The sequence below is a fragment of the Acinetobacter sp. A22 genome, assembly GCF_030913345.1.
In the GTDB taxonomy this organism is placed as follows: Bacteria; Pseudomonadota; Gammaproteobacteria; order Pseudomonadales; family Moraxellaceae; genus Acinetobacter; species Acinetobacter junii.
This window is the reverse complement of sequence record NZ_CP133162.1, coordinates 435,318-453,402: the sequence shown is the minus strand read 5'-3', so window position 1 is coordinate 453,402 and position 18,085 is coordinate 435,318. Positions and strand designations below refer to the sequence as shown.

General features: G+C 38.1%; 23 protein-coding genes. 18 read left to right on the top strand and 5 right to left on the bottom strand.

Annotation, left to right across the window (positions count from 1 at the left end; all coding sequences use genetic code 11):
• The 13 genes from Q9Q86_RS02250 (at position 1) to Q9Q86_RS02190 (ending at position 5,438) form a co-directional block, all read left to right on the top strand.
• Complete coding sequence (locus tag Q9Q86_RS02250; protein WP_171293742.1) at positions 1-288, top strand: hypothetical protein; 288 nt, start codon at positions 1-3, stop codon at positions 286-288.
• 205 nt (positions 289-493) lie between these two features.
• The gene (locus Q9Q86_RS02245) at positions 494-775 is read left to right on the top strand and encodes a hypothetical protein (protein WP_112986277.1); all 282 of its coding nucleotides are present in this window, start codon (positions 494-496) and stop codon (positions 773-775) included.
• Positions 772-987, top strand: a complete 216-nt coding sequence (locus tag Q9Q86_RS02240; RefSeq protein WP_112986278.1) for a hypothetical protein — start codon at positions 772-774, stop codon at positions 985-987. Before Q9Q86_RS02245 ends, Q9Q86_RS02240 begins: the two co-directional genes overlap by 4 nt.
• 3 nt (positions 988-990) lie before the next feature.
• On the top strand, positions 991-1,185 hold the full coding sequence (locus Q9Q86_RS02235; protein WP_112986279.1) for a hypothetical protein: 195 nt from the start codon (positions 991-993) through the stop codon (positions 1,183-1,185).
• A gap of 69 nt (positions 1,186-1,254) precedes the next feature.
• Positions 1,255-2,301: a hypothetical protein gene (locus Q9Q86_RS02230; RefSeq protein ID WP_112986280.1), complete on the top strand. Its 1,047-nt coding sequence runs from the start codon at positions 1,255-1,257 to the stop codon at positions 2,299-2,301.
• 10 nt (positions 2,302-2,311) lie between these two features.
• Positions 2,312-3,160, top strand: a complete 849-nt coding sequence (bet, locus tag Q9Q86_RS02225; RefSeq protein ID WP_112986281.1) for a phage recombination protein Bet — start codon at positions 2,312-2,314, stop codon at positions 3,158-3,160.
• Positions 3,141-3,749 carry a lambda exonuclease family protein gene (locus Q9Q86_RS02220; protein WP_112986282.1) on the top strand — a complete coding sequence of 203 codons (609 nt, stop codon included), beginning with the start codon at positions 3,141-3,143 and terminating at the stop codon, positions 3,747-3,749. The genes bet and Q9Q86_RS02220 overlap by 20 nt, the downstream gene beginning before the upstream one ends.
• 58 nt (positions 3,750-3,807) lie before the next feature.
• Positions 3,808-4,032, top strand: a complete 225-nt coding sequence (locus Q9Q86_RS02215) for a hypothetical protein (RefSeq protein WP_112986283.1) — start codon at positions 3,808-3,810, stop codon at positions 4,030-4,032.
• Entirely contained in the window at positions 4,032-4,295 is a 264-nt protein-coding gene (locus Q9Q86_RS02210) for a hypothetical protein (RefSeq protein ID WP_112986284.1), read from the top strand. The genes Q9Q86_RS02215 and Q9Q86_RS02210 overlap by 1 nt, the downstream gene beginning before the upstream one ends.
• 9 nt (positions 4,296-4,304) lie before the next feature.
• The gene (locus Q9Q86_RS02205) at positions 4,305-4,652 is read left to right on the top strand and encodes a hypothetical protein (protein ID WP_112986285.1); all 348 of its coding nucleotides are present in this window, start codon (positions 4,305-4,307) and stop codon (positions 4,650-4,652) included.
• Positions 4,645-5,037, top strand: a complete 393-nt coding sequence (locus tag Q9Q86_RS02200; RefSeq protein WP_112986286.1) for a hypothetical protein — start codon at positions 4,645-4,647, stop codon at positions 5,035-5,037. Before Q9Q86_RS02205 ends, Q9Q86_RS02200 begins: the two co-directional genes overlap by 8 nt.
• A complete protein-coding gene (locus Q9Q86_RS02195; protein WP_112986287.1) occupies positions 5,034-5,231 on the top strand; it encodes a helix-turn-helix domain-containing protein in 198 nt (65 codons plus the stop codon). The genes Q9Q86_RS02200 and Q9Q86_RS02195 overlap by 4 nt, the downstream gene beginning before the upstream one ends.
• On the top strand, positions 5,232-5,438 hold the full coding sequence (locus tag Q9Q86_RS02190; protein WP_112986288.1) for an AlpA family transcriptional regulator: 207 nt from the start codon (positions 5,232-5,234) through the stop codon (positions 5,436-5,438).
• A gap of 5 nt (positions 5,439-5,443) precedes the next feature.
• Here Q9Q86_RS02190 and Q9Q86_RS02185 read toward each other — a convergent pair whose 3' ends face one another.
• Positions 5,444-6,652, bottom strand: coding sequence for an integrase family protein (locus Q9Q86_RS02185; RefSeq protein WP_112986289.1), 1,209 nt, complete (start codon positions 6,650-6,652; stop codon positions 5,444-5,446).
• A gap of 272 nt (positions 6,653-6,924) precedes the next feature.
• Between Q9Q86_RS02185 and Q9Q86_RS02180 the strand changes: the two genes are divergently transcribed.
• The gene (locus Q9Q86_RS02180) at positions 6,925-7,068 is read left to right on the top strand and encodes a hypothetical protein (protein WP_004913649.1); all 144 of its coding nucleotides are present in this window, start codon (positions 6,925-6,927) and stop codon (positions 7,066-7,068) included.
• A 58-nt stretch (positions 7,069-7,126) separates the two neighbouring features.
• On the opposite strand, the gene serC is transcribed toward Q9Q86_RS02180, so the two are convergent.
• A complete protein-coding gene (serC, locus tag Q9Q86_RS02175; RefSeq protein ID WP_112986290.1) occupies positions 7,127-8,206 on the bottom strand; it encodes a 3-phosphoserine/phosphohydroxythreonine transaminase in 1,080 nt (359 codons plus the stop codon).
• A 345-nt stretch (positions 8,207-8,551) separates the two neighbouring features.
• On the opposite strand from serC, the gene Q9Q86_RS02170 reads away from it, so the two are divergent.
• The 4 genes from Q9Q86_RS02170 to Q9Q86_RS02155 are packed head-to-tail and all read left to right on the top strand — an operon-like array spanning position 8,552 to position 13,413.
• Entirely contained in the window at positions 8,552-10,048 is a 1,497-nt protein-coding gene (locus Q9Q86_RS02170; RefSeq protein WP_112986291.1) for a TolC family protein, read from the top strand.
• Positions 10,049-10,060: 12 nt separating this feature from the next.
• Positions 10,061-11,170 (top strand): HlyD family secretion protein, encoded by a 1,110-nt coding sequence (locus Q9Q86_RS02165; protein ID WP_112986292.1) that lies wholly within the window; start codon positions 10,061-10,063, stop codon positions 11,168-11,170.
• A 3-nt stretch (positions 11,171-11,173) separates the two neighbouring features.
• Entirely contained in the window at positions 11,174-12,304 is a 1,131-nt protein-coding gene (locus tag Q9Q86_RS02160; protein WP_112986293.1) for an ABC transporter permease, read from the top strand.
• A complete protein-coding gene (locus tag Q9Q86_RS02155) occupies positions 12,301-13,413 on the top strand; it encodes an ABC transporter permease (protein WP_112986294.1) in 1,113 nt (370 codons plus the stop codon). The genes Q9Q86_RS02160 and Q9Q86_RS02155 overlap by 4 nt, the downstream gene beginning before the upstream one ends.
• A gap of 25 nt (positions 13,414-13,438) precedes the next feature.
• Here Q9Q86_RS02155 and gyrA read toward each other — a convergent pair whose 3' ends face one another.
• The 3 genes from gyrA to Q9Q86_RS02140 all read right to left on the bottom strand — a co-directional run bounded on the left by gyrA (position 13,439) and on the right by Q9Q86_RS02140 (position 18,076).
• A complete protein-coding gene (gene gyrA / locus Q9Q86_RS02150) occupies positions 13,439-16,171 on the bottom strand; it encodes a DNA gyrase subunit A (protein ID WP_112986295.1) in 2,733 nt (910 codons plus the stop codon).
• A gap of 342 nt (positions 16,172-16,513) precedes the next feature.
• Complete coding sequence (locus Q9Q86_RS02145) at positions 16,514-17,029, bottom strand: DinB family protein (protein ID WP_004959871.1); 516 nt, start codon at positions 17,027-17,029, stop codon at positions 16,514-16,516.
• A gap of 114 nt (positions 17,030-17,143) precedes the next feature.
• Positions 17,144-18,076 (bottom strand): electron transfer flavoprotein subunit alpha/FixB family protein, encoded by a 933-nt coding sequence (locus Q9Q86_RS02140; RefSeq protein WP_004959875.1) that lies wholly within the window; start codon positions 18,074-18,076, stop codon positions 17,144-17,146.
• Positions 18,077-18,085 lie beyond the last annotated feature (9 nt).

Below are 18,085 nucleotides of genomic sequence, written 5' to 3'. Positions count from 1 at the left end.
GTGAAAAATAAAAAACCGCCTGAACTACACACTTATAGAGAATTAAGCCTAGCTCAACAGATATCAATTAACGAAGTTCTTATTAATATTGTAAGAGATAATTGTAGGCACAATATCATCCTACCTAACGATGCTGAACCATATAATCATGTAAAGGTAATCAGTGTAAGCTTTGAGAAAGAGGCTTCGGCTATTTGGATACACTTTGAGACCAAGAGTGGAGAGAAAATAGCAATACCAATTGATTTTATATCAAGTATTGAAATTGCTGGACCAATGATAACTTAATTTAATGAATTTTCTTAAACCCACCTAGTGTGGGTTTTCTTTTGTCTATCAGAAAACATTAAACCTAGGTATAAATTATTTTCACCTATGGTTTAAATTTTACTTGATTTAATTTTATACCTTTGGTTTAATAATCTCATCAAGACAACAAAAAAGCCCCGACAGTTTGGCGACGCGGGACTTTTACTCAAAGAGTGAGATGAGTATGAACATAAAAACCAATTTGGTCAACGAAGAGCACCAGGCATTCATTGCTGAGTGTATCAAACGTCAAAACAAAAATCGTTTTACTACAGTTAAAACTGTGGTTTTTCAAGCGGTGTCATTATTTGCTGTTTTAGCAGTATGCATTCTGATTTTAGGTGCTGCCTTTCACTTTGCAAACTTCAACAAAACCAAGCAACAACTTGAGACTGAAAATCTAATTCGTCAGCTTGAAAGCGGTGAATCAGTTGAAATGACTGTTCGTGTTGGGGGTGCAGAATGAACATGGCTCAATTCCTTCATGACTTCAATGAGTCATTGGAGAGTAAAGGGATCAAAGCGACTTTAAAGGTTGTCTCTGATATCAATATCCCTCACGACTGCCCTCCTAAACCTGAGCATTTGATGACTAAGCCAGTATCTCACAAGACTGCTTATGTTCATCGAGTTGTTGATTCTCCGATCTATTCAAATAGTCGATATAAGGGGGATTAAAGCATGAACGCTCAATCATATCTCTCGAACATGAAGTCAAAGCTTGATCGAGTTTATACAACTTCTGAGCTGAATCAAGCGGTAGAGACACTACATGCATTCGGTCATTTAGATCGCAACGAATACGAAAACTGGATTGCTGCAATCAAAGCGATTGAAGCACAAAAAACAGAACAGCTTTTAAAGAAAGCAGCCTAATGAGAACAAATCTGCGCAATTTATCCAAAAAGTAAGGGAATTGTGCAGATATTTGCTCGGAGAATAGAGATGAATGCTCAAGTTAATGAATTACAAGTTATAGATCAAAACGTGATTGTGGCGGCTTTTCAAAAAGAAAACGGCACTAAATCGCTTTACGAGCAAATTGCTAATAATGCTCGTTCAATTGTTTTCAATATGAATGACAAAAAAGAGCGTGATGCACTTAAGTCTTACGCTTACAACCTTGCACGTACCAAAACCACAGTTGATAACTATGGCAAAGAACTTGTTTCTGGAATCAAAGCTCAAGCAGCTGTTATTGATGCGGATCGTAAGTTTTGGCGCGACAACATGGATTTACTTCAGGAAGAAATCCGCAAACCTCTTACTGATTTTGAAAATGCTGAGAAAGCTAGAATCAAGCGATTAGAGGAAGAAGTTGTGGTTATCAAAATGCCTGCAAATCTATGCGGTGAATGGGATGCTGCAAGTATTAAAGATGCGATTCAAACACTTGAAAACAAAGTAATCGATTCCTCTTTTGAAGAATTCGAACAAGAAGCAAAACTTGCAAAATTTGAAACTCTTGAAAAGTTACGCACTGCCCTGGCTGCGCGTGAAAAATATGAAGCTGAACAAGCTGAATTAGAGCGTTTACGCAAAGAACAATTAGAGCGTGAACAACGTGAACGTGATGAGCGTATCGCTAAAGAAGCTGCTGATAAAGCGCGTATTGAAGCTGAAGCTAAAGCACTAGCAGAACAACGTCGAGTTGAGCGTGAAAAGCAAGAAGCTGAAGAAAAAGCTGAGCGTGAAAAACGTGAAGCTGCTGAACGTGAAGCACGCTTAATTGCTGAAAAAGAAGAAGCTGAATTACGAGCACAACAAGCTGCCGCTATGGAGCGTCAACGTATCGAACGTGAACAAGCAGCTAAAGAAGCAGCTGAACGTAAAGCAGAAGAAGCGCGTTTAGCCAATGTTGAACATATGCGCTCTATCAATCAAGAAATCCTAAACAAACTATGCGCAATTGGACTTGATGAAGGTCAAGCAAAAGCTGTCATTACTGCAATTGCTAAAAACCAAATTCCAAACGTTTCAATCAAATACTGAGGATTAAGAAATGAATGCACCAGTACAAAACACTTTAATCACAACTCAGATTACACACGTTGCTGAAACTTTGGGATTGGCAAATGTTAATCCTCAAGAGTTGAAAGAAACACTGATTCAAACTGCATTCCGTACTGAAACACAAGCTACGGATGCACAAATGGCTTCACTACTAATTGTTGCAGGTCAGTACAAGCTAAACCCATGGACTAAAGAAATTTATGCTTTCCCTGATAAAAATAAAGGGATTATCCCTGTTGTTGGTGTAGATGGATGGTCACGCATCATTAATGGAAACTCTAACTTTGATGGAATGGAGTTTAAGTTTTCAGAAAATATGGTTCGCATGGATGGTGCAAAAGTTGACGCACCTGAATGGGTTGAGTGCGTTATCTATCGCAAAGATCGTACACATCCAACAGTAGTTCGTGAGTATCTATCCGAATGTTATCGCGCACCATTCAAATCAAAAACAGGTTATGTGGTAGAAGGTCCATGGCAAAGTCACCCTTCACGCTTCTTGCGTCACAAAGCAACAATTCAATGTGCTCGTTTGGCTTTCGGCTTCGTCGGCATTCACGACCAAGACGAAGCAGAACGAATTGCTGAAAGCGGTCAACCTGTTAAGGATGTAACACCTAATATCCCTGAAGGTTATCAAGAATTTGAAGATCAACACTTAAACAATATGCGTGCATTAGCTATGGAAGGCTCAGAAGCTTTGCAGACTGGATATGTTGAATTACCTAAAGGCGAATGCAAAAAATACTTCTGGTCAATTCATAGTGTTTCTTTAAAAGAAGCTGCTCAACGAGCTGATCAACCACAAGGAGAAACCTATGAACATTCTCCAGCGTAGTGATGATTGGTATGCGGAACGCTGTGGCAAAGTCACAGCAAGCCGAGTTAAGGATTTAAATGCAAAGCCAAGTAAAGGCAAAGCTTTAAACGCATTAGGTTTAACAATTCTAGCTGAGCGCCTCACTGGCGTTCAGAAAGAAACACCAACGAATTTTTATATGCAATGGGGAATCGATAACGAACAACATGCAATCGCAGCATATGAAAATGAGACAGGTTACTTTGTTAATGGTACTGGTTTAATCGACCACCCTTTCATTGAAATGTTTGGTGCATCACCTGATGGATTGGTCGGAGAAAATGGGCAGATCGAAGTTAAATGCCCTGACACTACAACTCATTTAAATACGCTACTCACTAAAGAAGTGCCTGATGAATACATACCTCAGATTACTTCGCAACTGGCTTGTACTCGTCGTGAATGGTGTGACTTCGTGAGCTATGACCCACGTTTAGAACCTGAATTGCAGATCATCATTATTCGTGTTTTTGCTAAAGATCTGAATATTGAGGGTTTAGAGCGTGATGTTCGAGCATTTAATAGAGCTATTGAAGAAGCAAAGGCTTCATTGAAGGTCGCAGCATGATCGAGCTCAAACTTGGGATTTTAATTTTGACTGTGCTTGCAGTCATGGTGGGTGTGACATGGTGAGTAAAAACATCCTCGCTTGCTTTGAGATTTGGCTAATTAAAGGCGGATTCAAAGGAAAGCGTACACAAACATCAGTCCAGTATTTCAATGCAAAGCAACGCTTAGAAATGGACTATTTAGGTCGAATGAACAAGCCGATGAAGCAAAAATACATGCTTTTCTTAAAGCAGTATCTAAACAATGGCAAAGAGTTTTTAGAAAGTTTGAAGGTGGCGTGATGAAGAAAATAGATTTAATAAATTTTGAAGGTACAGCTGATCAGTTAGGCGAACAAGTATTTAAGCAATTAATCGCGCCAATGCTTGATGAAATGAAATCTCAAGATCCTGATTCAGCAAAGCTGTTTGCATTTTCTATTCTTTGGCTTGGTCTCGCTTCGTATGCAAATCAATTTGAACCAGAAGGAGCAAAGAAAAGCATTAATTTTACTGTTGATAAATTTATGTCGGCTTTCGACGAATTTAACAAAAGACCGAGTTGAGGTGGCGTGATGGATATTCATGAGTTAAAGCAGTTTGAGTCTGTATATCAACCAAGCAAAGAAATTGCTTTTTGTTGGGGTGTGAAGAAATACGTGCAGTTAAGCGTAGAAGAAAACCACACTGAAATTGTAGACCACGCAAATAACTCGCTTCGCATTTGGCAAGCAGCCAAAGCCCAAGCGGTGCCTGAAGGGTTTGTTTTGGTAAATAAGAAAGACTTAGTTAAAGTTTTGAATTGCGTGACGGATGACTGGCTTGTTGATACAGATTCATTTGAGGAATTTAAGAAAATCGAGTCATTGGTTCAGGATGAAGTTAATGCCATGATCGAACCACAGGAGCCAGCCAATGACTGAAATTCAACAAACAAACATTGCTGTAGCGAACTTCATCATTGGTGAGCTGCACAAGGACAAGCCTTTTAACTTGGTTTTAGATACAGGTCAAACAGGCGCTTTATACAACATAACGAGCGAATCACATCACTTGCACAGCGCCTTTGTTCGCAAGCTAGAAGCAACTTTAAGACAACGCGTAAATAATGGCACTGGAATTATTTTGGAAGTGCGTGATTCAAACGCTGACCTGTATTACCACGTACTGTCAAATTATATTGCGGTACATGAGAAGCCAAAAAACTGCATCGACCAATTCATTGCAAGCGGTGGGTTTGATAAGGCTTTTCGCAATGTGTTTGGTCGGTCTGATGATGCTGTTAATGCAGCAAGAGGTGGGAAATGACAACGGTTTTAACAGAACGCAATATTGAAGATGCAATTGAAAAAGGTGAAGTGAGAGACCTTATTCGCCATCTTGAAAACGTGATTGTTCAGAAAGCCCTGATTAAAACACGGGGCAACATTTCTCAAGCTGCCATTTTGGTAAAAATGAATCGCGGCACAGTTAATAAAATTCGTAAACGTGCGGAGGGGTGAATGGCTAAATATATTACTTCCGACCAAGTATGTGAAATGTTCGGAATAACCAAAGTTACGTTGTGGCGTTGGGAAGTTAAAACACAGTGGGGAAAACCATTCCCTGCTCCTGCATTAGCTTCGGCGGGTGGTGGTCCAAAGCGCTACTTATTATCAGAAGTCAGAAATTGGGAAAAGCAATGTATTGGTAAAAAGGCGGTCGTATGACCGCTTTAACCTTTTAATCTTTCTAATTTTTCAATCCACTTCTCATAGACTTCTGTTTGTTCTGCGACATAACTATGTAGATCGTAAACTTCCTGATTGTTTGGCAAAACATGCCCTAGCATAATTTCGTGAATATCCCTATTTTTTGAGAATGAACTAAAGTTAGTTCGAGCTGTTCTTCTTAGATCGTGAAGCGACCAGTGCTCCATAGTTTCATTTTTAAATCGTTTTACCCACCCAATAATACTAGATGGCAATTGTGTTGAAGCAGCATCTGTTAAGTATTCAGTTTCATCTTTTCCATTGCTGAATAAATATTTCCCTCCACTTAATTCAAAAGCTTCTTTAATCAAAACTTCCATATACGGCAAAATAGGTCGGATCAAAGTCTTATCATTTTTATAACCCGTTTTGTGGTTGCTTGGCGGTACCGTCCATATTTTGCGTTTAAAATCGAAATGTTTCTTTTCAGCTCTGCGCAATTCACCATTACGACATGCATATATCAGACAGAGTTCAAGAAAGAGCTTATTTTTTTGTGTTAGTCGTGACCATTTCAAGCATTCGTAAAATACTTTAATTTCATCATCTGTTAATACTCGCTTGGTAGGCTTCGAAACAATATTTAAATCTGCTTTCGGGAAAATATCAGCAAGCACATTTGTTTGAACATATTTGCGTTTTGCTGCCCACTTCAACATTTGTTTGGTATTAGATAATAAATTTTTTGCAGTACCAGGAATACGTGCTGCTAATTCTTCGAATAATTTAAGCCAGTCCGTTATATCTATTCGGTCAATCGGAAGATCACCAAGTTTAGGCAATAAATGATTTTCAAACATTCTTTTAATGTGCTCATGCTCTTTTTTATTTTTAGAGCAATATGAGTCATGCCACATTTGATGAACTTCATTTAAAGTGATTGGATTAATATTTTTCTCTTTCTCGACTAGTAATTCTAATTTTGGATTTTTATTTTGATCCAGTAGACCACGCAAGCGAGTTGCTTCTAAACGAGCATCTTTAAGGCTCATATGGGGATATGTACCAAGATCAACACGCTCTTGTTTATTATTAAATCTGTAGCGTAACTGAAAGACAATTTTCCCTTTCGGTGATATTCTAACGCTCATAGAGTCACGATCAGCAACCACTTCAACTGCTTCTCGCTCTTTTCCATTATTTGCTTTAAGCCAAGCTTCAGATAACGCCATTTCAAACTCTATAATAAATTATGTACACAGAATTGTTTAAAAATTAGAAATCAGCAGATATGTACACGAATATGTACACAAACAGCATGAAATAGAGCGTTGTATTATGAAATGGTTAGTAATGGATAAACAAGGCTAGAATTGAAGAATATAGGTTTTTTGTGAAATGGTATGTAATAAAGTGAAATTGATCTTTATTCATACTAATATTTATGCTAAAACTGCTATAAAGTGAAATAAAATCACATAAATAGCAATTTTTAGGCGTTCTAATGAAAATTATACCAGAACAAACGACCACCAGTCTTATTCATTCAAGTGACCAAGGCCTTAAACTTGATGTTGGTGCTTTTTGCTTTTTTCTACTTGGTATGTTTTTAGCAGCACTTATTTTTCATCAAATTGGCATTTTCTAAAAATTTCATTCTTGTAAAAAAGCCCTCATTTTCGAGGGCTTTTTTTATTTGTCAGCGATTAACCATGGCGTTTTGCAAAATCATCCATAAAGTTAACTAATGCCTGTACACCTTCAAGTGGCACAGCATTGTAAATACTTGCACGCATACCGCCTACTGAACGATGTCCTGCAAGGTTAAGCAAATGTTGCTGCTCCGCTTCTTTTAAGAATGTCTTTTCCAAAGCTTCATCAGCAAGCGTAAATGGAACATTCATCATTGAACGATTTGGAAGTGCAATCGGGTTGTTATAGAAATCACTCGAATCAATATAACCATAAAGCAGTTTTGCTTTCTCTTGGTTGACTTTGTAGATCGCATCCACGCCACCTTGTTCAAGTAACCATTCAAAAACTAAACCAGATAAATACCAAGCATAAGTGGCTGGAGTGTTCACCATTGAGCCATTTTTAGCTTGATCGTTATATTTCAAAATGCTTGGAATTTCAGGTTTTACTTGATCCAACAAATCATCACGAATAATGACAATCGTCAATCCTGCAGGACCAATATTCTTCTGAGCACCCGCATAAATTAAACCAAATTTACTTACATCTAGCGGAGCAGACAAAATACTTGATGAGAAGTCACATACCAATGGCTTTTCAACATTTGGAACACCTGCAAACTGTAAACCACCAATCGTTTCATTATCTGCATAATGTACATATGCAGCATCAGCAGATAAGTTCCAAGTTGCTTGGTCTATAATTGCATGCTTACCATCAATCAAAGTACCCGCTTCGATCACATTAATGTCACCGTAACGTTTTGCTTCTTTCAACGCTTTTTCAGACCAAATCCCTGTATGGATATAATCAGCTTTATTATTTTTACCCAACAAATTTAATGGAATCGCTGAGAATTGAAGGGATGCCCCACCTTGAAGAAAAAGTACTTTATAATTTTCAGGAATGTTCATGAGCTTACGTAAGTCAGCTTCTGCCTTTTCTGCAACAGCAACATAGTCGTTACTACGATGACTCATTTCCATGATCGACAAGCCTTTCCCCTGCCAATCCAACATTTCCTGTTGAGCTTTTTCTAAAACGGCAGTAGGTAGTGCAGCAGGACCAGCGCAGAAATTATAAGCACGCATGAGTTTTCCCTTGTGAAAGTGAAACAAATTGAGATGGGAATTTAATCATAGATTGGCGAAGCTTGCAGCAGCTTATCGCTTAAATATTTAATTTTATCTGCAAAATTTTTCGTTCATTCAACTATTTCTTTTTTTAAATACATTCAATTTGAGCGATTCATTATTATGTTTTATTCAAGTGAATATGATTATTTCATTGAATCTAGACTAGATTAAAAACTCTAATTTTTACAATTTAACTACACCAATTCAGGTTGTATAACTATTTAATTAAAAACATAATATTTTAATTTTACAAAAAGAACTTAGACTAACGCGAGTATTATTAAATTGCGACAAACTCAAATGTTGAAACAAAATAATCGACCAAATTTAAGGGTCAAACGGTTTCAAAAAAAACTAAGCATGTGTATCCATATAATCACATGTAGTTTTTTTACAAGTTCAATATTTGCTCAAACTATTAGCTATAGTGAAGCTGAGCAATATATCGTTGAGAATGCATATAGCACACAAGCACAAAGAGCCTTGCAGCAATCAGCTCAACTAGAAATGGATGCCATAAAAAATCTTGGGCTCCCCCGTATTGATCTCAATGCAACTGCCTATTCATTTCATAGTGAAACTAGCGTCCCATTAGAGTCAGGCAAACGTCGTTTGGAAAACTCACTTACACGCGGATTTGATGAAAAACTTTCTCAATGGGAAAACGTATTATCACCAGAAGTCATTGATCAAATAAGCCAAGGTTTTGATCAAGTTGTTAGTGATGGTCTAAATAAAGTACCCAATAATGTTGATGTAACCGTCAAAGATCAGGATGTAAGAACTTCAGTTTCTATGGTTATGCCATTATATACAGGAGGGAAAATCTCAAGTGCCAAGCAAATAGCGACTTTGCAGGCTCAACGCTCAACAATTAGCGAGAAACAACAGCAAGATGCTCAGCGTTTTGAAATGATCCAAGCTTATTTTAATGCCCAACTACAACAGCAGTTAGCCAATGTCAGCCTATTTAATTTTAATGCGATGCAACAGCATTATAACAATGCCCTAAAACTTGAAAAACAAGGGTTTATTAATAAAGGACAACGTATGCAGTTTGAAGTCGCCTTAAATAATGCTGATCGGGCTTATCAAAACGCACAATCTAACCTACAAGCAAGCTTGTTTAGTTTAAAAAATTTACTCAAAACCAGTGATCGTCTTAGCTTAAGTACACCATTATTTGTAAATACCACTCAAAAAAATGATTTAGAAACTTTTCTTAGCAATTATGATCAAAACTCAAGTTTAGTAAAAAAATTACAGATGGATACCCAATTGGCAAATGAAAATATCCGTATCCAGCAAGCAGCCAAAAAACCAAGTGTATTTGCCTTTGGTGAATACGGGTTAGATGATAAAGAAAATTGGATTATCGGCGTGATGGCGAAATACAATTTATTCTCTGGTATTGATAAAAATAAAAATATTCATGCTGCTGAATTGAAACGGTATGCAGCAGAAATGATGACTGAACGTACAAAACAAGAAATCGAAAATATTTTATATAAATCATATAGTGAGTTGAATGCATCTCAAACAAGTCATCAACTCTTAATAAAAAATACTCGTGCAGCCGAAGAAAACTTACGTATTCAACAATTATCTTTTAAAGAAGGTATGGGAACAGCAACACAAGTGATCGATGCACAAAATGCGCTGAATGCTTTAAAAGGTGAAATGGCGATAAATGCTTATAAATACATATTATCTTTAGCAACATTATTACAAAGCTACGGTTCAATCGAAGAATTTAAGCTTTATGTGAACCAACCTCGTACGGATTATATTCGTTAATTGGAGTACATCATGAATCAAAATATTTCATCACCCAATGCAGAAGATAATCCTAATAGTGAGATCATCGAAAACTCAACAGACAGTCAAGTTGATCAATCTAAAACTGATTCAGGTACACCATCACCACCTTCAAATAATGCAAAAATAAAAATCCTGATCGTCATTATTATCTTATTACTCTTGAGTTTGATTGCTTTTGGCTTATGGAAAGCCTATCAACCAAAATCAATCGAGTTACAAGGTCGAGTGGAAGCTGAAACTGTTCATATCAGTACCAAAGTTCCTAGTCGTATTGAAGAATTCTATGTCACTGATGGACAACCAGTAAAAAAAGGACAAGCTCTTGTTCGTTTCGTAAGCCCTGAACTTGATGCAAAAAAAGAACAAGCTCAAGCAGCACTACAAAGTGCACTCGCTTTTCAATCAACAATCTATAGAGGTTCTCAACAAGAAAACATTGATACGCTATACGCTAACTGGCAAGCAATGAAGACCCAAGCTGACCTAGCTGCAACGACTTACAAACGAGGTGAAAACCTTTATCAACAAGGTGTTATTTCTCGTCAACGACGAGATGAAATGCTTGCAGCTCAAACCTCTGCAAAAGAAGCCGCTGAAGCAGCTTACCAACAATATGCACGCGCCAAACGCGGCAGTACACAACAACAAAAATCTACCGCTGATGCTCAAGTTGCTATTGCTCAAGCTGCGGTGAATGAAGCAAATGCTTTAACTGCCGAAACAAAACTTTATGCGCCAATTGATGGCACTGTTTCCAAAACATATGGTAAACCAACTGAATTTGTTGCTACTGGTGTACCTGTAGTCAGCATCCTTGAAGATCAGGAATTATGGGTCAGTCTCAATGTAAGAGAAGATATCTACAACTCAATCCATAAGTCAAAAACCTTAGAAGGCTTCATTCCTGCATTGAATCAAAGTGTCACATTTAAAGTAAAGAAAATCGATGCTGAGGGTGAGTTTGCAACGATAAAAACTACGCGACAAACAGGTGGATATGATATTCGAAGCTTTAAATTCCATCTAAGCCCTACAGAAAAAATTCCCGATCTCAAAGTTGGGATGAGCGTTTTATTTAATATCGAAGAGGCAAAGTAACACATGCTTGCCATAATGCTTCGTGAAATACGCTATTTAAAGCGCTATAAAGCTGATTTATTTATGGCAATCATCGCGCCATTATTGGTCATTATACTTTTTGGCAGCATGTTTTCAGCTGGTAAACCTGATCACTTACCCATCGTTGTGATTGATCAAGATCAAAGCGAGATGAGCAGAAAAGTTATTCATGCTTTGAGCGTGAATCACACTATAAAAATTAAAACGATTACAACCAGTCAAGATGAAGCAGAACAATTAATCAATAAAACAGATGCTTGGGGTTTTGTATTTATTCCTGAAGGTGCTGAGCAGCGCTTAGTTAGTGCACAAGATGCACAAATTAGTATTGCTTATAATCAATCTTTCTTTAGCATTGGAAATACAATCTCATCAGCGATGTTGATCAGCACCTTAAATGGAATTGCTGAATATATGGGAGATGATTATTTGTCAAATACCATCCCCTATATAGAAATGCCTACACCTCACATAAAAATATCCACTTTATATAATCCTAATATGAGTTATGAACTGTTCTTGGAGCCATTTATGGTGCCAGCAGTTTTACATTTATTATTATGCTGTTGTGTTGCTTTTGCAGTTGGACAGGAATTTAAACGTAATACATTCAATCAGTGGGTTACTGGTGGAAATTCAATCCACACTTTACTCGGTAAATTATTAGTTTATGTACTCATTTTTTGCTTTTGGACTTGGTGTTGGATGTTTTGGCTATCGAATATCCGAGGTTATTTCATAGCAGGTTCCATCTGTTTAATCCTTACCGCTCAATTTTTCTTGTACTTCGCCTATGCCGTCATTAGTAGTTCTGTAGTATTGGCGACGCAAGATCTGGCAAAAACCTTTGGCTTTTTAGCTCTGTATGGTGGTTCTTCTCCTAGTTTTTCAGGAATCACCCTCCCCCTAAATAATGCACCTGTATTTACTCAAATTTGGTCAATGCTGATTCCCTATACACCTTATGCAAAGTTACAAACTGAACAATGGGTGATTGGCAGCGATCCAATAATTTCACTTATTCCACTTTCTATCTTAATTGCTTTCTCAGCATTGTTCTTCTTTGTGAGTATTCGCTTACTTCGAAAATTGACTCAGGAGCAATGCGTATGAAAACATTTTTAAATTATTATCTGCAAACCTTTAAAAATATTGCAGCAAATACCTCAATCTTCACCACGCTCATTGCTGCTGTCATTTTATATAGTTTTTTCTATCCAACTGCTTATAAAGCACAAACAGCGGAAGATATTCCGATTGTTATCGTAGATGAAGAGCAAAGTGTTTTAAGTTCGAAAATCATTAGCCAAGTTTCAAATAGTCCTCATGTGAAAATCATGACAGTAACTGATAATTTCTTAGAGGCAAAAAAATTAGTTCAAAATCAGCAAGCAGAAGGTATTTTACTTTTACCCGACAATCTGACCAATAGCATCACACGTGGTGAAATGGGAGGCATAGGTCTATATTTAAGTACAGCTTATTTCATTCAAACGAAAGAAGTCGGCATAGGTTTAGCAGGTTCTATTGAAGCAACCTTGCAAGAATTTTTGGAAAAATTCGGTGATGCAACTCCTTTTAAACCAGAACTTTCTATTCATCAAATTCCGCTCTTTAATACATTATCTGGATATGGAAGTTATATTTTTCCCGCTGTTGCGAGTTTAATCATTCATCAGACACTGTTATTAGGTCTCGCTATGTTGATTGCGAGCTATCGTGAATCAGGTTGGATTGCAAAACCAATCGAGTTTTGGGCAACTTTTACAACAATTCTCACAATAGGTTGTCTTGGTTGTTTATATCTCTTCGGTTTTACATTTTGGCTTTATGACTATCCTCATGGTGGAAATTTCTGGGGAATGCTACTTGCAACGCCAGTTTATGTAAGTTGTATTATCGGTCTAGCGATGCTGGTTGGATCTTTGGTGGATATGCCTGAACGTGTAGGACATTTAATTGTTGTCACCTCAGTTCCTCTTTTCTTATTAACAGGTACTGCTTGGCCACATGCCGCAATGCCTGAATGGATGCAATATTTAGCTTGGATTCTTCCATCTACACATGGTGTTCAAATGTTTGTGCAATTAAATCAGATGGGTGTACCTACAGCAATCGTGATACCTAAACTGATTTATCTAGCAACTCTTGGTGGAATCTTGTTGGCTTGCTCTTATTATCGTTTAGTCATGCTAAAGCCAATAAAAAAGGAAGCTAATTAGCTTCCTTTTTTTAACAACTTATAACTTAAGCTTCTGGAGTATCATCTTTAGGTTCTACTAAAGCTTCCTCAGAATTTAAAGCATCAAGCTCAGTATTTTCTACTGATTGCTCTACAGTCTCTAACTCTTCGTCTTCTTCTACAGCTTCAATAGATACAACACCTACTAATGTCTCTGCGTCACTCAATCGAATCAGACGAACACCTTGCGCGTTACGACCTGTGGTTGCCACTTCTGCTGCACGTGTACGAACCAAAGTACCACCATCAGAAATCAACATCAGCTCTTTGGTTTCATCAATCGATACAGCACTGATTAACTCACCATTACGCTCACTCGTTTTAATCGCAATAACACCCTTACCACCACGTTTCTTGGTCGGGAAGTCATCAACTGGAGTACGCTTACCATATCCATTTGCACAAGCACATAACACTTCACCTGTTTCTGGAACAACAACAAGTGAAACAATACGGCTTACAACATTTGAATCAGAAGAATCGTCATTATCATCGCTGTCATCATTTTCAACTTCAGCATCTTCTACGTCGATCGTGTTACTTGCAAAACTAACACGCATACCACGTACACCTTTCGCAGTACGTCCCATTGCACGAACATCTGTCTCAGCAAAGCGAATCGCTTTACCTTCATTTGAGAACAACATGATCTGCTGATTACCATCCGTAATCGCAACACCGATCAAGGTATCTTCTTCATTTAACTCAATAGCACGTAAGCCATTAGAGCGAACATTACTAAATTGTTCTAACTCAACACGTTTAACCGTACCTGATGCCGTAGCCATAAACACATAGTGATTTTCAGGGAACTCAGTCAACGGTAAGATCGCGGTAATCGTTTCATTCGCTTCCAATGGTAACAAGTTCACCATCGGGCGTCCTTTAGCACCACGAGAGGCTTGAGGTACCTCAAACACTCTCAAGCGATAAACTTTACCAACATTGGTAAAGCACAATACTGTCGCGTGGTTAGATGCAACAATCAAATGCTGAATAATATCATCATCTTTCATTGAAGTTGCAGATTTACCACGACCACCACGACGTTGAGCTTGATAATCCGAAAGTGGTTGAGTTTTTGCATAACCTGTTTGAGAAACAGTGAGTACTACTTGTTCTTCAGGGATTAAGTCTTCACGACAGAAATCAACACCAGATTCAACTATTTCTGTGCGGCGTGCATCACCATACTGTTGCAGGATTAAAGCAAGCTCTTCACGAATTACGTTCATCAATAAATTAAAGTCATTTAAAATCGCCGTTAATTCAGCAATTTGACCTAAAATCTCAGTATATTCAGCGTGCAACTTATCTTGTTCAAGACCCGTCAAACGATGTAAACGTAATTCAAGAATCGCATTCACCTGTGTTGGTGATAAACGATAAATTTCTCCTGACAGACCAAATGGACGTGCGGGATCTTCCCCTTCAATTTCATCTGGACGAACTGAAATAGCGCCAGCTTTTTCTAGAAGTGCGACAACACCACCACCAGCCCATTCACCAGCCTGTAAACGCTCACGTGCTTCACTAGGATTGGCAGAAGTCTTAATGGTTTCAATAATGGCATCAATATTCGCTAATGCAACAGTCAAACCTTCTAAGATATGCCCACGTTCACGTGCTTTGCGAAGCTCATACATGGTGCGGCGTGTCACAACTTCTTGGCGGTGACGGATAAATGCCGCAATAATATCTTTAAGATTCATCAATTTTGGCTGACCATTATCTAGGCAGACCATATTGATGCTGAAAGAGTTTTGCAGTTGGGTGTGTAAGAATAAATTATTTACAATGACTTCCGCGTTTTCGCCACGCTTCAAATCAATTGCAATACGCATCCCTTCCTTATCTGACTCATCTCGAAGTTCAGAAATTCCTTCAAGTTTCTTTTCTTTAACCAGTTCAGCTATACGCTCAATCGTTTTTGCTTTATTGACCTGATATGGAATTTCAGTAAAGACGATAGTCGTACGACCCGTTTTCTGATCTTCTTCGAAATGATACTTACCACGGATATGAAGACGACCTTTACCCGTACGATAAGCATCAACAATACCTGATTTACCGTAAATAATACCGCCAGTTGGGAAGTCAGGACCAGTAATATGCTCCATCAATCCTTCAATAGAAATATTCGGATTATTGGCATAGGCTAAACAAGCATTGACGACCTGAGTCATATTATGCGGCGCCATATTGGTCGCCATACCTACTGCAATACCTGTTGTACCATTGATCAAAAGATTAGGAATACGAGTTGGCATCACTTGCGGAATACGCTCAGAACCGTCGTAGTTATCTTCCCAATCAACCGTGTCTTTTTCTAAGTCGGCCAAAATTTCATGGGTAAGCTTTTGCATGCGGACTTCGGTATAACGCATTGCCGCCGCACTATCGCCATCGACAGAACCAAAGTTACCTTGACCATCGACCAACATATAACGCAAGCTAAAATCTTGAGCCATACGAACAATCGTTTCATAGACTGCACTATCACCATGAGGGTGATATTTACCGATTACATCACCCACCACACGAGCAGATTTTTTATACGCTTTGTTATAATCATTGCCCAATTCGTGCATTGCGAATAATACGCGACGATGAACAGGTTTGAGACCGTCTCTCACATCTGGCAATGCACGAGATACGATTACGCTCATTGCATAATCTAAATATGAATGCTTGAGTTCGTCCTCAATGGCAATCGGTCTGATTTCCGATACGCTCATGCATACTCCTTGTTTACAGATAGAAACATCTACCTGTTTTTATGTCTTCAATCTTGCAAAAATTTAGCTCAAAAAGATTGAACTAAAAATAAAAAATACAGCGAAAAATTATAGCATAAACAACCAACTAACAGGGAGTTAAACCCATTGAAAATAGCATTTTTTTACAATAAAAAATTGATTAGAATTAGTAAGTTAAAAAATATTTTTTGATTGTGCACTTTCAACAATCTTTTTTTAACATGGTGGCTAAAATACACGCAAAAACATCATAAAATTTTAATCTTAAAATCATTACTTCACGTCGATTACGAATTAAAATTTATGATCATTTTTATGTAATTAGCGATATAAATCTGCTTGCTCTCTTTGGAAATATATTAAATCCAATGCTAATGAAACGCCTGTGATTTGAAAAATCATGCTATGCAGCTGACCACGGTGATGGGTCTGATGATTAAAGACATGCGCAAGCACTTCAATAAGAGGCTCAGTATGGCGCTGCCCGTGTCGTGTGTAAGAAATAGTACCATGAAATGCTTCATCATTAAGCTGCTGCACGAATGCAATCATGCTTTGATCTTTAAGGAATCTCGCATTAGTGAGCGAATCTAAGTCTGCATGAACGATCTCATCTAAAGCATACTGAGACTGCACTGCCCCATGTATACGCTCGAACCATAAAATATCAGCGACCAATATATGATTTGCTGTGCGAAACAATGACTCGAAATAAGCCCCACAATTTTGATTGATTTCGTCTTCATTTAAGTCTTTTAAAACAGAGAATAATTTTTGATTCGCCCAAGCGTTATAATTTGCCAACATCAAAAAATATTTTTTAAAACTATAACTCATTAATTAGATCCATTTTTATTATTATTTTTAACATAAAAAAGCGCTCCTGAGCAGAGCAGTAAAGCATCGCTTTAACCGCCTGCGCAAGAGCGCTTTAAACTTTAATTCAGTGAATTAAAGTTTAGATACCAATTCTGGTACAACAGTGTTCAAATCACCAACTAACCAGTAGTCAGCAACGCTGTTGATTGGTGCTTCTTCGTCTTTGTTGATAGCAACAATAACTTTAGAATCTTTCATACCAGCTAAGTGCTGAATCGCACCAGAGATACCGATCGCCATGTATAGGTCAGGCGCAACGATTTTACCAGTTTGACCAACTTGGAAGTCGTTAGGTACGAAACCAGCATCAACTGCTGCACGTGATGCACCTTGTGCAGCACCAAGCTTGTCAGCTAATGGGTCAAGTACTTTATGGTAGTTCTCACCAGAACCTACACCACGACCACCAGAAACAACGATACGCGCAGCAGTTAATTCTGGGCGATCAAGTTTCACGATTTCTTCGCTTACAAACTTAGAAATACCAGCATCTTTCACCTCAGCAACAGCTTCGACTACAGCAGAACCGCCTTCAGCAGCTACAGGATCAAATGCTGTACCACGAACTGTACCTACGATAATCGCTTCATCTGATTGAACAGTTGCAATCGCGTTACCAGCATAGATAGGACGCTTGAAAGTATTTGCAGATTCAACAGCAATGATGTCTGAAATCATGCTTACGTCAAGAAGTGCAGCAACACGTGGAAGAATGTTCTTACCAGTTGTTGTAGAAGCAGCTAATACGTATTTGTAACCTTTCGCTAAATCCGCAACTAAAGCAGCTACGTTTTCAGCCAATTGGTTTGCATAAGCAGCATTGTCAGCAAGTAATACTTTGCTCACACCAGCAATTTTAGCAGCAGCATCAGCAACTGCTTGAGCGCCAGAACCAGCAACTAATACAGTAATATCACCACCGATTTTTTGAGCTGCCGCAACAACGTTTAAAGTTGCACCGTTAAGTGTCTGGTTGTTGTGATCAGCGATAACTAAAATACTCATGATTGTATC

What these genes read in the sequence shown, in the direction of transcription:
- Q9Q86_RS02190 (WP_112986288.1), top strand. Translation starts at nt 5,232, where the DNA reads ATGGCTAAATATATTACTTCCGACCAAGTATGTGAAATGTTCGGAATA.
- Q9Q86_RS02210 (WP_112986284.1), top strand. Translation starts at nt 4,032, where the DNA reads ATGAAGAAAATAGATTTAATAAATTTTGAAGGTACAGCTGATCAGTTA.
- Q9Q86_RS02230 (WP_112986280.1), top strand. Translation starts at nt 1,255, where the DNA reads ATGAATGCTCAAGTTAATGAATTACAAGTTATAGATCAAAACGTGATT.
- Q9Q86_RS02140 (WP_004959875.1), bottom strand. Translation starts at nt 18,076, where the DNA reads ATGAGTATTTTAGTTATCGCTGATCACAACAACCAGACACTTAACGGT.
- Q9Q86_RS02220 (WP_112986282.1), top strand. Translation starts at nt 3,141, where the DNA reads ATGAACATTCTCCAGCGTAGTGATGATTGGTATGCGGAACGCTGTGGC.
- Q9Q86_RS02180 (WP_004913649.1), top strand. Translation starts at nt 6,925, where the DNA reads ATGAAAATTATACCAGAACAAACGACCACCAGTCTTATTCATTCAAGT.
- Q9Q86_RS02170 (WP_112986291.1), top strand. Translation starts at nt 8,552, where the DNA reads ATGTTGAAACAAAATAATCGACCAAATTTAAGGGTCAAACGGTTTCAA.
- Q9Q86_RS02195 (WP_112986287.1), top strand. Translation starts at nt 5,034, where the DNA reads ATGACAACGGTTTTAACAGAACGCAATATTGAAGATGCAATTGAAAAA.
- Q9Q86_RS02165 (WP_112986292.1), top strand. Translation starts at nt 10,061, where the DNA reads ATGAATCAAAATATTTCATCACCCAATGCAGAAGATAATCCTAATAGT.
- Q9Q86_RS02155 (WP_112986294.1), top strand. Translation starts at nt 12,301, where the DNA reads ATGAAAACATTTTTAAATTATTATCTGCAAACCTTTAAAAATATTGCA.
- Q9Q86_RS02160 (WP_112986293.1), top strand. Translation starts at nt 11,174, where the DNA reads ATGCTTGCCATAATGCTTCGTGAAATACGCTATTTAAAGCGCTATAAA.
- Q9Q86_RS02200 (WP_112986286.1), top strand. Translation starts at nt 4,645, where the DNA reads ATGACTGAAATTCAACAAACAAACATTGCTGTAGCGAACTTCATCATT.
- Q9Q86_RS02245 (WP_112986277.1), top strand. Translation starts at nt 494, where the DNA reads ATGAACATAAAAACCAATTTGGTCAACGAAGAGCACCAGGCATTCATT.
- Q9Q86_RS02145 (WP_004959871.1), bottom strand. Translation starts at nt 17,029, where the DNA reads ATGAGTTATAGTTTTAAAAAATATTTTTTGATGTTGGCAAATTATAAC.
- Q9Q86_RS02240 (WP_112986278.1), top strand. Translation starts at nt 772, where the DNA reads ATGAACATGGCTCAATTCCTTCATGACTTCAATGAGTCATTGGAGAGT.
- Q9Q86_RS02215 (WP_112986283.1), top strand. Translation starts at nt 3,808, where the DNA reads ATGGTGAGTAAAAACATCCTCGCTTGCTTTGAGATTTGGCTAATTAAA.
- serC (WP_112986290.1), bottom strand. Translation starts at nt 8,206, where the DNA reads ATGCGTGCTTATAATTTCTGCGCTGGTCCTGCTGCACTACCTACTGCC.
- Q9Q86_RS02235 (WP_112986279.1), top strand. Translation starts at nt 991, where the DNA reads ATGAACGCTCAATCATATCTCTCGAACATGAAGTCAAAGCTTGATCGA.
- bet (WP_112986281.1), top strand. Translation starts at nt 2,312, where the DNA reads ATGAATGCACCAGTACAAAACACTTTAATCACAACTCAGATTACACAC.
- Q9Q86_RS02185 (WP_112986289.1), bottom strand. Translation starts at nt 6,652, where the DNA reads ATGGCGTTATCTGAAGCTTGGCTTAAAGCAAATAATGGAAAAGAGCGA.
- gyrA (WP_112986295.1), bottom strand. Translation starts at nt 16,171, where the DNA reads ATGAGCGTATCGGAAATCAGACCGATTGCCATTGAGGACGAACTCAAG.
- Q9Q86_RS02205 (WP_112986285.1), top strand. Translation starts at nt 4,305, where the DNA reads ATGGATATTCATGAGTTAAAGCAGTTTGAGTCTGTATATCAACCAAGC.